This window comes from Enterobacter cloacae complex sp. SHL012, assembly GCF_049237505.1.
Lineage (GTDB): Bacteria > Pseudomonadota > Gammaproteobacteria > Enterobacterales > Enterobacteriaceae > Enterobacter > Enterobacter kobei.
On the sequence record NZ_JBMKIZ010000002.1, the window covers coordinates 150,421 to 164,310 of the forward strand.

At 59.0% G+C, this 13,890-nt stretch carries 13 protein-coding genes; 9 read left to right on the forward strand and 4 right to left on the reverse strand.

All coding sequences use genetic code 11. The features are described 5' to 3' along the window. Positions 1-48: 48 nt before the first annotated feature. Positions 49-468, reverse strand: coding sequence for a DUF3574 domain-containing protein (locus ACOTY9_RS08425; protein WP_318594404.1), 420 nt, complete (start codon positions 466-468; stop codon positions 49-51). A 117-nt stretch (positions 469-585) separates the two neighbouring features. Then, entirely contained in the window at positions 586-2,094 is a 1,509-nt protein-coding gene (gene putP, locus ACOTY9_RS08430; RefSeq protein WP_045281259.1) for a sodium/proline symporter PutP, read from the reverse strand. A 422-nt stretch (positions 2,095-2,516) separates the two neighbouring features. Here putP and putA point away from each other — a divergent pair, with 422 nt between their 5' ends. Beyond that, entirely contained in the window at positions 2,517-6,479 is a 3,963-nt protein-coding gene (putA, locus tag ACOTY9_RS08435) for a trifunctional transcriptional regulator/proline dehydrogenase/L-glutamate gamma-semialdehyde dehydrogenase (RefSeq protein WP_348565640.1), read from the forward strand. A 102-nt stretch (positions 6,480-6,581) separates the two neighbouring features. Beyond that, positions 6,582-6,977, forward strand: a complete 396-nt coding sequence (locus ACOTY9_RS08440; protein WP_014883313.1) for a lysozyme inhibitor LprI family protein — start codon at positions 6,582-6,584, stop codon at positions 6,975-6,977. Here the strand turns inward: ACOTY9_RS08440 and rutR are convergent. Further along, positions 6,974-7,612, reverse strand: coding sequence for an HTH-type transcriptional regulator RutR (gene rutR / locus ACOTY9_RS08445; protein ID WP_014883312.1), 639 nt, complete (start codon positions 7,610-7,612; stop codon positions 6,974-6,976). The two genes, ACOTY9_RS08440 and rutR, sit on opposite strands and share 4 nt — an antisense overlap. Positions 7,613-7,855: 243 nt before the next feature. On the opposite strand from rutR, the gene rutA reads away from it, so the two are divergent. From rutA to rutG, 7 genes are read left to right on the forward strand one after another with little or no spacing between them, the layout of a single operon-like run. Then, positions 7,856-8,947, forward strand: coding sequence for a pyrimidine utilization protein A (rutA, locus tag ACOTY9_RS08450; RefSeq protein ID WP_014883311.1), 1,092 nt, complete (start codon positions 7,856-7,858; stop codon positions 8,945-8,947). Further along, complete coding sequence (gene rutB / locus ACOTY9_RS08455; RefSeq protein WP_014883310.1) at positions 8,947-9,636, forward strand: pyrimidine utilization protein B; 690 nt, start codon at positions 8,947-8,949, stop codon at positions 9,634-9,636. Before rutA ends, rutB begins: the two co-directional genes overlap by 1 nt. Before the next feature lie 11 nt (positions 9,637-9,647). Beyond that, positions 9,648-10,034 carry a pyrimidine utilization protein C gene (rutC, locus tag ACOTY9_RS08460; RefSeq protein WP_014883309.1) on the forward strand — a complete coding sequence of 129 codons (387 nt, stop codon included), beginning with the start codon at positions 9,648-9,650 and terminating at the stop codon, positions 10,032-10,034. Positions 10,035-10,041: 7 nt separating this feature from the next. Further along, complete coding sequence (gene rutD / locus ACOTY9_RS08465) at positions 10,042-10,842, forward strand: pyrimidine utilization protein D (protein ID WP_241819862.1); 801 nt, start codon at positions 10,042-10,044, stop codon at positions 10,840-10,842. A 9-nt stretch (positions 10,843-10,851) separates the two neighbouring features. Beyond that, positions 10,852-11,442, forward strand: a complete 591-nt coding sequence (locus tag ACOTY9_RS08470) for a malonic semialdehyde reductase (RefSeq protein ID WP_348565641.1) — start codon at positions 10,852-10,854, stop codon at positions 11,440-11,442. Positions 11,443-11,451: 9 nt separating this feature from the next. Further along, complete coding sequence (gene rutF / locus ACOTY9_RS08475; protein WP_023332659.1) at positions 11,452-11,946, forward strand: NADH-dependent FMN reductase RutF; 495 nt, start codon at positions 11,452-11,454, stop codon at positions 11,944-11,946. 21 nt (positions 11,947-11,967) lie between these two features. Continuing rightward, positions 11,968-13,290 (forward strand): pyrimidine utilization transport protein G, encoded by a 1,323-nt coding sequence (rutG, locus tag ACOTY9_RS08480; RefSeq protein ID WP_014883305.1) that lies wholly within the window; start codon positions 11,968-11,970, stop codon positions 13,288-13,290. Positions 13,291-13,363: 73 nt separating this feature from the next. Here rutG and ACOTY9_RS08485 read toward each other — a convergent pair whose 3' ends face one another. After that, positions 13,364-13,888, reverse strand: a complete 525-nt coding sequence (locus tag ACOTY9_RS08485) for a GNAT family N-acetyltransferase (RefSeq protein ID WP_176450254.1) — start codon at positions 13,886-13,888, stop codon at positions 13,364-13,366. Positions 13,889-13,890 lie beyond the last annotated feature (2 nt).

Below are 13,890 nucleotides of genomic sequence, written 5' to 3' on the forward strand. Positions count from 1 at the left end.
GTGGCGGCTACGCCTTACCGGGCCTACAAAACTATCCCGCCATTTTGCTTAAAACTGCACGCACACCGGCTGATCGACCCGCATCACCGACTCCTGCGCGAAGCGAGATTTATAAATCCCGCGCAACGCTTCGATATTCTTCTCGCTCTGCGCGTCTTTACCGTGGATCAGCATCAACGCTTTGCTCGGCTCGCGCGCCACTTTCCCGTCATTCCCCAGCCACTGGCCACGTGCATCAAACACCGTTAAGCCGTCCCGAAAGCGCGGCGTCACGTCCTGGTCAACAAACTGCTGCCACTCGTTGCCGGTGATCTGCGCTCCGGCCGGACGATTCAGTCCGAAATAAAGCGTGGTTTGCTGCATCTGGTTATCTGCTTTGCAGGTCTCCATTGCCGCGTGTTGCACGGGTGCGTTGCAGCCTGCGAGCATCAATAATGCCGCCGCCATAAGCCCTGTTTTGATGGTCATTGTTCGCTATCCTCATTGTTATAAGTGCAGCGATATCAACGTAATTTACGCATTTTGGCAAGAAAAAAGCCGGGTCGCGCTAGCGCTTACCCGGCTTACAGGAGGGAATAGGTTTTTTTACTCAGCCTGAAGCTTCGTCGGTGGTGCAGTGTGGTAGTGCGCGTCCGCTTCCGCAAAGCGTTTCTGCATGGAGGCAGACGGTGCTTTACCCAGCAGGCTGAACACCACAATACCGATGCTGGCGAAGATGAAGCCCGGGATGATTTCGTACAGACCCAGCCACGCGAACTGCTTCCAGACGATAACGGTCACCGCTCCGATGATCATCCCCGCCAGCGCGCCGTTGCGGGTCATGCGTGACCACAGAACGGAGAACAGAACCACCGGACCAAACGCCGCACCAAAGCCCGCCCACGCATAGCTCACAAGACCCAGAACGCGGTTATCAGGATTGGCCGCCAGCGCGATGGCAATCAGCGCCACTAACAGCACCATAAAGCGCCCGACCCATACCAGCTCTTTCTGGCTCGCACCTTTACGCAGGAAAGCTTTGTAGAGATCTTCGGTAATCGCACTGGAGCAGACCAGCAGCTGGCAGCTCAGAGTCGACATCACCGCCGCCAGAATTGCGGAGAGCAGAATACCGGCAATCCAAGGGTTGAACAGAATGCCCGCCAGTTCGATGAACACACGCTCGGCATTCTGGTTTACTGCACCTGCCTGCGCCGGGTTATTGTTGAAGTAAGCGATGCCGAAGAAACCGACGGCACACGCCCCAGCCAGACACAGGATCATCCACGTCATACTGATACGACGCGCATGAACGATAGTGTGGTGAGAATCCGCTGCCATAAAGCGCGCCAGAATGTGCGGCTGACCAAAGTAGCCCAGACCCCAGCCCATCAGAGAGACGATGGCCACGAAGTTCAGCCCTTTCAGCATGTCGACGTTTTCAATGCTCTTCTGCTTGATCACTTCCAGCGATTCACCGAAGCCGCCAACGGTGAAAATCACAATCACCGGGGTCAGGATCAGGGCGAAGATCATCAGGCTCGCCTGCACGGTGTCGGTCCAGCTTACCGCCAGGAATCCGCCCACGAAGGTATAGAGAATGGTCGCCGCGGCACCTGCCCACAGCGCGGTTTCATAGCTCATGCCGAAGGTGCTCTCAAACAGACGCGCGCCCGCCACGATGCCGGAAGCACAGTAGATGGTGAAGAACAGCAGAATCACCACCGCGGAGATAATGCGCAGAATGCGGCTGTTATCTTCAAAACGTCCGGTGAAGTAATCCGGCAGCGTCAGGGCATTGTTGTTCGCTTCGGTATGCACGCGCAGACGGCCTGCTACCAGCTTCCAGTTGATCCACGCCCCAAGGGTCAGGCCGATGGCAATCCAGCTTTCAGAGATACCGGAGATGAAAATCGCGCCCGGTAACCCCATCAGCAGCCAGCCGCTCATATCGGATGCGCCCGCAGACAGCGCGGTCACCATCGGGCCTAAACTGCGGCCGCCGAGAATGTAGTCGTCAAAGTTCTTTGTTGAACGCCATGCCAAAAACCCTATCAGGATCATGCCAAAAATATAAACGAGAAATGTCACCAGCATCGGTGTGCTAATAGCCATTCAAATTCTCCAAAATGTCGAGCGACAACCGTCCGGGTTGCCTTGTTATGTCATCACCGGAACGTAGTGATGTGTGTATGTGTTTCCATTGGGCGCGCTATCCTGCCGTATGCGCATCCCGCTGACAAACGATTTAACACTGCATTTACATCAAATTCATCCCCGGTTTGATACGAGTTTCCTATAGGTTGCACTCGCTCACACTTATACGGGTTGCACCTTTTAAAAGTGTTAAGTACCGCATAAAAACAGGCTTCTCATGCAGAAGCCAGCGCTTTTTTTCAGCTAACCAATCATTAACAATCCATTCATTTTCTGGGTTGCAAACCAGGTCACATTTAACACGGTTGCACAAAGTTGCAACATGGTGGATATTTCATGCCATCTACAAAACGCGATTACAGAACAACAGGAGTTTTGGCATGGGGATGACCACCATGGGGGTTAAGCTGGATGACGCTACCCGCGAACGGATTAAAACCGCAGCGACCCGCATTGACCGCACACCGCACTGGTTAATCAAGCAGGCGATTTTTAACTATCTGGAAAGACTGGAGAGCGACGAAGGCCTGCCAGAACTGCCTGCCCTGCTGGCGGGTGCCGCCAATGAAAGCGAGGATGCGCCCGCCGCTGGTGACGAAAGCCACCAGCCGTTCCTCGAATTCGCCGAGCAGATCCTGCCGCAGTCCGTCAGCCGTGCCGCCATTACCGGCGGTTACCGTCGTGCCGAAACCGACGCCGTGCCGATGCTGCTGGAGCAGGCCCGCCTGCCGGAAGCCATTGCCGCCCAGGCGCACAGCCTGGCGTATCAGCTGGCCGACAAGCTGCGCAACCAAAAAACCGCCACCGGCCGCGCCGGGATGGTGCAGGGTCTGCTGCAGGAGTTTTCCCTCTCTTCACAGGAAGGCGTGGCGCTGATGTGTCTGGCGGAAGCGCTGCTGCGTATTCCGGATAAAGCCACCCGCGACGCGTTGATCCGCGACAAGATCAGCAACGGCAACTGGCATTCGCACATTGGCCGCAGCCCGTCCCTGTTCGTTAACGCCGCCACCTGGGGCCTGCTGTTTACCGGCAAACTGGTCTCAACCCATAACGAAGCCAACCTGTCACGCTCTTTGAACCGCATCATCGGTAAGAGCGGCGAGCCGCTGATCCGCAAAGGCGTGGACATGGCGATGCGCCTGATGGGCGAGCAGTTCGTGACCGGCGAAACCATTGCCGAAGCGCTGGCGAACGCCCGCAAGCTGGAAGACAAAGGTTTCCGCTACTCGTATGACATGCTCGGTGAAGCGGCCCTGACTGCCGCCGACGCGCAGGCCTACATGGTCTCTTATCAGCAGGCGATCCACGCCATCGGTAAAGCCTCTAACGGCCGCGGTATTTATGAAGGTCCGGGTATCTCTATCAAACTGTCCGCCCTGCACCCGCGCTACAGCCGCGCGCAGTACGACCGCGTGATGGAGGAACTTTACCCGCGCCTGAAATCCCTGACCCTGCTGGCGCGCCAGTATGACATCGGCATCAATATCGACGCCGAAGAGGCCGACCGTCTGGAGATCTCCCTCGATCTGCTGGAAAAACTGTGCTTCGAGCCAGAGCTGGCGGGCTGGAACGGCATTGGCTTCGTTATCCAGGCGTACCAGAAGCGCTGCCCGTTCGTCATTGATTATCTGATTGACCTGGCAAGCCGCAGCCGTCGCCGCCTGATGATCCGCCTCGTGAAAGGCGCCTACTGGGACAGCGAAATCAAACGCGCCCAGATGGAAGGTCTGGAAGGCTATCCGGTCTATACCCGTAAGGTCTACACCGACGTCTCTTACCTCGCCTGTGCGAAAAAACTGCTCGGCGTGCCGAACCTGATCTACCCGCAGTTCGCTACCCATAACGCCCACACCCTGGCGGCAATCTACAGCCTGGCGGGTCAAAACTATTATCCTGGCCAGTACGAGTTCCAGTGCCTGCACGGCATGGGTGAACCGCTGTACGAGCAGGTGACCGGTAAGGTAGCGGATGGCAAGCTGAACCGCCCATGCCGCATTTATGCGCCGGTAGGTACGCACGAAACGCTGCTGGCGTACCTGGTGCGTCGTCTGCTGGAAAACGGCGCGAATACCTCCTTCGTAAACCGCATCGCCGACACCACGCTGCCGCTCGACGAGCTGGTGGCCGATCCGGTGCAGGCCGTTGAGAAGATGGCGGCCCAGGAAGGTCAGATTGGTCTGCCGCATCCGAAGATTGCCCTGCCGCGCGAGCTGTATGGCGCAGGCCGCGTCAACTCTGCGGGTCTGGACCTGGCGAACGAACATCGTCTGGCGTCCCTCTCCTCTGCCCTGCTCAACAGCGCGCTGCAGAAATGGCAGGCGAAACCGATCCTTGAGCAGTCCGTCGAGGACGGTGAGATGCAGCCGGTTATCAACCCGGCAGAGCCAAAAGATATCGTCGGCTATGTACGCGAAGCCACCGAAGCGGAAGTGGATCAGGCGCTGGACAGTGCGGTCAACAACGCGCCAATCTGGTTTGCCACCCCGCCGCAGGAGCGTGCCGCCATTCTGGAGCGTGCTGCCGTGCTGATGGAAGATCAGATGCAGTCGCTTATCGGCATTCTGGTGCGTGAAGCAGGTAAAACCTTCAGCAACGCTATCGCCGAAGTGCGTGAGGCCGTGGACTTCCTGCACTACTACGCGGGTCAGGTGCGCGATGATTTCGATAACGAAACCCACCGTCCGCTCGGACCGGTCGTGTGTATCAGCCCGTGGAACTTCCCGCTGGCTATTTTTACCGGTCAGATTGCCGCCGCCCTTGCCGCAGGTAACAGCGTGCTGGCCAAACCGGCAGAGCAGACCCCGCTGATTGCCGCGCAGGGCATCAACATCCTTCTGGAAGCCGGCGTACCTGCGGGCGTGGTCCAGCTGCTGCCAGGCCGCGGCGAAACGGTCGGCGCTAAACTGACCTCCGATAACCGCGTACGCGGCGTGATGTTTACCGGCTCGACCGAAGTTGCCTCTCTGCTGCAGCGCAACATTGCTACCCGTCTGGATGCGCAGGGTCGTCCTACCCCGCTCATCGCGGAAACCGGCGGCATGAACGCCATGATCGTTGACTCCTCTGCCCTCACCGAACAGGTGGTGGTCGACGTGCTGGCCTCCGCGTTCGACAGCGCCGGTCAACGCTGCTCCGCCCTGCGCGTACTGTGCCTGCAGGATGACGTGGCCGACCACACGCTGAAAATGCTGCGCGGCGCGATGGCCGAATGCCGTATGGGCAACCCGGGGCGTCTCACCACCGACATCGGCCCGGTGATTGACGCGGAAGCCAAAGCCAATATCGAAAACCACATCCAGACCATGCGCGCCAAAGGCCGTCCGGTGTTCCAGGCGGTGCGTGAGAACAGCGAAGATGCCCGCGAGTGGCAGACCGGCACCTTCGTGCCGCCAACGCTGATTGAGCTGGCAAGCTTCGACGAGCTGAAAAAAGAGGTCTTCGGTCCGGTGCTGCACGTGGTGCGTTACAACCGTAACAACCTTAATGAACTGATCGATCAGATCAACGCCTCCGGCTATGGCCTGACGCTTGGCGTACACACCCGTATCGACGAAACCATCGCGCAGGTGACCGGCAGTGCCAAAGTGGGCAACCTGTACGTTAACCGCAACATGGTCGGCGCGGTCGTGGGCGTACAGCCGTTCGGCGGTGAAGGTTTGTCCGGCACCGGTCCGAAAGCGGGCGGTCCGCTTTACCTGTACCGTCTGCTGGCGAACCGTCCGGAGAACGCGCTGGGCGTGACGCTGGCACGTCAGGACGCAGACTATCCGGTCGACGCGCAGCTGAAAACCGTGCTGACGCAGCCGCTTGAAGCGCTGATCGCCTGGGCGGAAAAACGTCCTGAACTGCGTGCCATTGCGCAGCAGTACGGCGAGCTGGCGCAGGCTGGCACGCAGCGTCTGCTTCCGGGGCCAACCGGCGAGCGCAACACCTGGACGCTGATGCCGCGCGAGCACGTACTCTGCGTAGCGGATAACGAGCAGGATGCGCTGGTACAGCTGGCTGCCGCGATGGCAACCGGATGTGAAGTGCTGTGGCCGGAAGATGCGCTGCATCGCGACCTGGCAAAACAGCTGCCAAAAGCCGTTTCAGCCCGCATTCGCTTCGCGAAGGCCGATGCGCTGCTGACGCAGCCGTTTGACGCCGTGATTTATCACGGTGATTCCGACCAGCTGCGCGAACTGTGCGAACAGGTAGCGGCCCGCAGCGGGGCGATTGTTTCGGTACAGGGCTTTGCGCGTGGGGAAACCAACCTGCTGCTGGAGCGTCTGTACGTGGAGCGTTCGCTCAGCGTCAACACCGCGGCGGCGGGCGGTAACGCCAGCCTGATGACCATCGGTTAATCGTGTAAACTCTCCCCGGTGGCGCTACGCTTACCGGGGCTACTAAGAATCGTAGGCCGGATATGCATAGCGCATCCGGCTTTTTTTTACACGGAGGGGATGATGAAAAGAGTATTTCTCGCAGGTGCCGCACTGCTGTTGAGCACCAGCGCGCTGGCCAACGAGTGCGACAACGCCACCACCCAGCTTGAACTGAACACCTGTAGCGCGCAGCAGTACCAGGCGGCGGATAAGAAGCTCAACGCGACGTATCAGGCCGCTATCAAACGTGCGGCAGCCCCCCAGCGTGACCTGCTAAAAAAAGCGCAGCAGGCGTGGATTACCCTGCGGGATGCAGACTGCACGTTTATCGGTTCGGGTACGGAAGGTGGAAGCATTCAGCCAATGATTGTCAATCAGTGTCTGGCAGAGAAAACCGCGGAGCGAGAAGCGTTTCTGGCCTCGCTGATGCAATGTGAAGAGGGCGATTTAAGCTGCCCTCTCCCGCCGGGAAACTAACGCACGCGGATCCCTTCGATAATCATCCGCTGTACGTTTTCCAGAGTGCTGTGGAAAAACGCTTCATCCTGGAGCGTTTTCCCGGTTACCGCCTCGACCTGGGCCGCAAAGTCAGCGTAATGCTGGGTGGCGGCCCAAATCATAAAGATCAAATGCTGCGGATCGACCGGCGCCAGCTTGCCGCTGGCGACCCATCCGGCAATAATCGCCGACTTATCGTCCACCAGCTGCTTTAAATCCCCCGTCAGCTCAGCCTGCAACAGCGGCGCGCCCTGCAGCATCTCAAGACAAAACAGGCGCGACGCCTGCGGGTAATCGCGTGACACCTCCAGCTTCAGGCGGATGTACTCTTTGATCGCCACAAGCGGGGCCAGCTCTGCGCGGAACGCTTTCAGGGGCGCCAGCCAGATATCGAGGATCTGCTGCATCACCGCCACATAGAGCGCCTCTTTCGACGGGTAGTAGTAGAGCAGATTGGTTTTGGAAACCCCGGACTGCTCCGCCACCTGCTCCAGCCGCGTGCCGTGAATGCCAAACTGTGAAAACGTCTCCAGCGCCGCGCTGAGAATAGCCTGCTTCTTGGCGCTGACTGCCTGTGACCGTTTACCTGGTGTTTTCACTGCGCCTTGTGTCATTCCCGCTCTCCTTATTCTGCGTTGCCCTCAGCATAGCAAAACCCCCGTCTCGCCACGACATTCTGCACTCCCATCGCGCATGAATGCCTGTTTTCTGTGCAATGTTTTTGACCAGTTAGTCCACTTTTGACCGCATCAATACGCCAACCTTCGATTAACACATTAATAACAAAGTCATTTTCAAAACTGGCACTCCCTTTGCAAAAACGCCAGTACCTGCAACGTAGTGAAGAGAGGTTCGTGATGAAAATTGGCGTATTTGTACCTATCGGCAACAACGGCTGGCTTATCTCGACCACTGCCCCGCAATACATGCCGACCTTTGAGCTGAATAAAGCCATCGTGCAAAAAGCGGAGCACTACCATTTCGACTTTGCACTTTCGATGATCAAGCTGCGCGGCTTTGGCGGCAAAACCGAATTCTGGGATCACAACCTGGAGTCCTTCACCCTGATGGCAGGACTGGCCGCGGTCACCTCGCGGATTCAGATCTACGCTACCGCCGCCACGCTCACTCTGCCACCGGCGATCGTCGCGCGCATGGCCTCCACCATCGACTCGATCTCCGGAGGACGCTTTGGCGTGAACCTGGTGACCGGCTGGCAAAAGCCGGAGTACGAGCAGATGGGGCTCTGGCCGGGTGACGATTACTTCTCGCGTCGCTATGACTACCTGACCGAATACGTGCAGGTCCTGCGCGATCTCTGGGGCACCGGCAAAAGCGATTTCAAAGGTGACTTCTTCACCATGAACGACTGCCGCGTCAGCCCGCAACCGTCGGTGCCGATGAAGGTGATCTGCGCCGGGCAGAGCGACGCGGGGATGGAATTCTCCGCCAAATACGCCGACTTTAACTTCTGCTTCGGGAAAGGCGTTAACACCCCTGCCGCTTTCGCCCCCACCGCGGCGCGCATGAAAGAGGCTGCCGACAAAACCGGGCGCGACGTGGGCTCCTACGTGCTGTTTATGGTGATTGCCGACGAAACCGACGAGGCCGCACGCGCGAAATGGGAGTGTTACAAGGACGGTGCCGACGAGGAGGCCCTGAGCTGGCTTACCGAGCAGAGCCAGAAAGATACCCGTTCCGGCGCAGACACCAACGTCCGCCAGATGGCTGACCCCACCTCCGCCGTCAATATCAATATGGGCACGCTGGTTGGATCCTATGCCAGCGTTGCCAGAATGCTCGACGAAGTCGCCGCCGTACCCGGCGCAGAGGGCGTTCTGCTGACCTTCGATGATTTCCTCACCGGTGTGGAAACCTTCGGCGAGCGCATCCAGCCGCTGATGCAATGCCGCGCCCACATTCCTGCCGTCACGAAGGAGGTTGCGTAATGACGACCTTAAACGCTCGCCCGGAAGCCATCACCTTTGCGCCGCAGCAGAGCGCGCTGATCGTGGTGGACATGCAAAACGCCTACGCCAGTAAAGGGGGTTATCTGGATCTGGCGGGGTTCGACGTCTCCGCCACGCAGCCGGTCATTGCGAACATCAACACCGCCGTCAGCGCCGCACGGGAAGCCGGCATGCTCATCGTCTGGTTCCAGAACGGCTGGGACGACCAGTACGTGGAGGCCGGTGGCCCCGGCTCGCCCAACTTCCACAAGTCCAACGCCCTGAAAACGATGCGCAAAAACCCAGAACTGCAGGGCAAGCTGCTGGCAAAAGGCGGCTGGGATTATCAGCTGGTGGACGAGCTGGTCCCGCAGGCAGGTGATATTGTCTTGCCCAAACCGCGCTACAGCGGCTTTTTCAACACCCCGCTCGACAGCCTGTTGCGCAGCCGGGGCATTCGTCACCTGGTCTTTACCGGCATCGCCACCAACGTTTGTGTGGAGTCGACCCTGCGCGACGGCTTTTTCCTTGAGTATTTTGGCGTGGTGCTGGAAGACGCGACCCATCAGGCCGGGCCGGAATTCGCGCAGAAAGCGGCCCTGTTCAATATCGAAACCTTTTTTGGCTGGGTGAGTAACGTCGCAGCGTTCTGCGATGCCCTGAATCCGCCGCTCGCCCGTATCGCCTGAGGAGAACGACGATGCCGAAATCCGTGATTATTCCGCCGGGCACCAGCACACCGATTGCCCCGTTTGTCCCCGGAACGCTCGCCGACGGCGTGGTGTATGTCTCCGGTACGCTGCCGTTTGATAAAGACAACAACGTGGTGTTTATCAACGACCCAAAGGCACAAACCCGCCACGTGCTGGAGACGATCAAAAGCGTGATCGAAACGGCGGGTGGCACGATGGAGGATGTGACCTTCAACAGCATCTTTATCACCGACTGGAAAAACTACGCCGCGATTAACGAGATCTACGCCGAGTTCTTCCCCGGCGATAAGCCGGCCCGGTTCTGTATACAGTGCGGGCTGGTGAAGCCGGACGCGCTGGTTGAAATTGCCACCGTTGCGCACATTGCGAAGTGAGGCGGCCATGAAACTCTCCGTCTCACCGCCCCCGTATGAGGGGGCACCCGTGGTAGTCCTCATTGCCGGTCTCGGCGGCAGCGGCAGCTACTGGCTGCCCCAGCTGGCCGCGCTGGAGCCGGAGTATCAGGTGGTGTGCTATGACCAGCGGGGGACGGGTAATAACCGCGACACACTGCCGGAAGGCTATAGCCTGGCGCAAATGGCGGACGAACTGGCCATAGCGCTGGCCGAAGCCGGAATCACCCGCTACTGCGTGGTCGGTCATGCGCTGGGCGCGCTGATCGGGCTACAGCTGGCCCTCGACAGACCTGATGCGCTCACCGCGCTGGTGTGCGTCAACGGCTGGCTAACCCTCAACGCCCATACCCGACGCTGTTTTCAGATCCGCGAGCGTTTGCTGCATTCCGGCGGCGCGCAGGCGTGGGTAGAGGCGCAGCCGCTGTTTCTCTACCCGGCAGACTGGATGGCTGCTCGTGCGCCCCGCCTGGAGGCCGAAGAAGCGCTGGCGCTGGCCCATTTCCAGGGCAAAAGCAACCTGCTGCACAGGCTCAGCGCCCTGAAGAAAGCGGATTTCAGCCGCCACGCCGCGCGTATTCATTGTCCGGTACACCTCATCTGTTCAGCCGACGACATGCTGGTGCCCTCTGTCTGCTCGACTGAGCTACAGGCGGCTCTCCCACGCAGCCACAGCGTGGTCATGCGCCAGGGCGGGCATGCCTGCAACGTCACCGAACCGAACACCTTTAACACCCTGCTGCTGAACGGGCTTGCCAGCCTGCTGCACAGTCCTGAACCCGCTTTATAAGGAGCTTTAATGAGCGAAGCCATTAATCCTGCGGCGCGCGAAACGCTATTCACCGGCGCCCGTACCCACAACGGCTGGCAGAATCTGCCCGTCAGTGACGAGACGCTGCGCGAAATCTACGACCTGATGAAATGGGGCCCAACCTCCGCCAACTGCTCCCCGGCGCGAATCGTGTTTGTGCGCAGCGCAGAGGGAAAAGAGAAGCTGCGCCCGGCGCTCTCCAGCGGCAATCTGGAAAAAACGCTCACCGCGCCGGTCACGGCGATTGTTGCCTGGGACAGCGAGTTTTATGAGCGCCTGCCGGAACTGTTCCCGCACGGCGATGCCAGAAGCTGGTTTACCACCAGCCCGGCGCTCGCCGAAGAGACGGCATTTCGCAACAGCTCAATGCAGGCTGCTTACCTGATTTTCGCCTGTCGCGCCCTCGGGCTGGACACCGGCCCGATGTCAGGCTTTGACCAACAAAAGGTCGACGAGGCCTTTTTCACCGGCACGCTGCTTAAAAGCAATCTGCTGATCAACATTGGCTATGGTGATACGAACAAACTTTACGGACGCCTGCCGCGTCTGGCGTTCGAAGATGCCTGCGGGCTGGCGTAAGGAGCAATCATGACGACACCGGATAAACAAACCTTTCGCGACGCCATGGCCTGCGTCGGCGCGGCAGTCAACATCATCACCACCGACGGCCCGGCGGGAATGGCGGGATTCACTGCCAGCGCGGTGTGCAGCGTCACGGATTCGCCTCCCACCCTGCTGGTATGCCTGAACCGCGGCGCGTCCGTCTGGCCGACGTTTAGCGAAAACCGCACGCTGTGCGTGAACACCCTGAGCGCCGGACAAGAGCCGCTATCCAACCTGTTTGGCGGCAAAACGCCAATGGAGACGCGCTTTGCCGCCGCCCGCTGGCAAACGGGCGATACGGGGTGTCCGCGTCTGGAGGATGCGCTGGCCTCGTTTGACTGCCGCATCAGCCAGGTGGTGAGCGTCGGTACCCACGACATTCTGTTTTGCGACATTGTTTCGATTGTTCGCCACCCCGCGCCGCAAGGGCTGGTGTGGTTTGACCGCGGCTACCACGCGCTTATGCGACCCGCCTGCTAAGGCGCTTTAAGGAGACAGACCATGTTCGGATTTCCCCACTGGCAGTTGAAATCGACCTCCACAGAAGCAGGCGTGGTCGCGCCGGATGAACGACTCCCGCTCGGACAAACGATGGTGATGGGCGTCCAGCATGCAGTCGCGATGTTTGGTGCGACCGTACTCATGCCGATGCTGATGGGGCTTGATCCCAACCTGTCGATTCTGATGTCGGGTATCGGCACCCTGCTGTTCTTTTTTGTCACCGGTGGGCGCGTGCCCAGCTATCTGGGCTCCAGCGCCGCGTTTGTCGGGGTGGTTATCGCCACAACCGGATTTAACGGCCAGGGGATCAACCCTAACCTGAGCGTGGCGCTCGGCGGCATCATCGCCTGCGGCCTGGTCTATACCCTGATTGGTCTGGTGGTGATGAAGATTGGCACGCGCTGGATCGAACGCATGATGCCTCCCGTGGTGACCGGTGCCGTCGTCATGGCGATTGGCCTGAACCTGGCGCCGATCGCGGTGAAAAGCGTCTCCGGCTCGCCGTTTGAAAGCTGGATGGCGGTGATCACCGTGCTGTGTATCGGCCTGGTGGCGGTGTTTACGCGCGGGATGATCCAGCGTCTGCTGATTCTGGTCGGGCTGATTGTCGCCTGTCTGGTTTACGCTCTGCTGGCGAACGTTTTCGGTCTCGGCAAGCCGGTCGATTTTACCCTGCTCCATCAGGCTGCCTGGTTTGGCCTGCCGCAGGTCACTTCCCCCACCTTTAACACCCAGGCAATGATGCTTATCGCACCGGTGGCGGTGATCCTGGTGGCGGAGAACTTAGGTCACCTGAAGGCGGTCGCGGGAATGACCGGCCGCAGTATGGACCCGTACATGGGCCGGGCATTTGTCGGTGACGGTCTGGCAACCATGATCTCCGGCTCCGTGGGCGGCAGCGGCGTCACCACCTATGCCGAAAATATCGGCGTGATGGCGGTGACCAAAGTCTACTCGACGCTGGTCTTCGTCGCGGCAGCGGCGATGGCGATACTGCTTGGTTTCTCTCCGAAGTTCGGCGCGCTGATCCACACCATTCCGTCGCCGGTCATCGGCGGGGCATCGATTGTGGTATTTGGGCTGATCGCCGTGGCTGGCGCGCGAATCTGGGTGCAGCATCGGGTCGATCTGAGCCAGAACAGCAACCTGATTATGGTGGCGGTCACGCTGGTGCTGGGCGCGGGCGATTTCGCGCTAACGCTGGGCGGATTTACGATTGGTGGGATCGGCACGGCGACGTTCGGGGCAATTCTGCTTAACGCCCTGCTGAGCCGCCGGATGGGCGCAGCACCGCAGGGTGAGGTGGTGCATCAGGATTCGTAAAATCTTGACGTCGGGTAATAGTCACACCTTACCCGACCATAATCTTGCGTACTATCAAAAGGCAGTACAACGATCACGCCTGCTCAAAGAGTTGTTCGATAGATTTTGTGGGGAAGAAAAGAGAATGGCTGTTTTCACCTGTCAGCGGAATAAAACCCTGCTTCAGATAGAATCGTTTTGCCTGTTCATTGAGAGCATCAACAAAGATTCCGTGTACCCCTACCGCCTGCGATGCCAGATACACAACGCGCATAGCATGTGCGACGAGCGTTGTTCCCCACTCCTTTCCCTGTAGATCTTTATGCACAGCCAGACGCCCCAGCGTCACACTGGGTACGTTGACATAGGGGATCCGACGCTGCTGGGTCTTAGAAGGAAGCATCGCTTTTTCAAAGCAGCTTCCGGACAACGTGTAATAGCCCAGCACACGCGGATGGTCACGATCTTTAAGCAGGTAACCTCGCAATATCCGTCCCTTGTGCTGACGCACCAGATGTTCCGTCAGGAAGGCATTTAGCGAGGGTTCACCACAATCGAAACCCCTGAAATCGTAATCACTTCCCTCTGAAAACATTTCGATCGTGAGATTTGCCACGATGC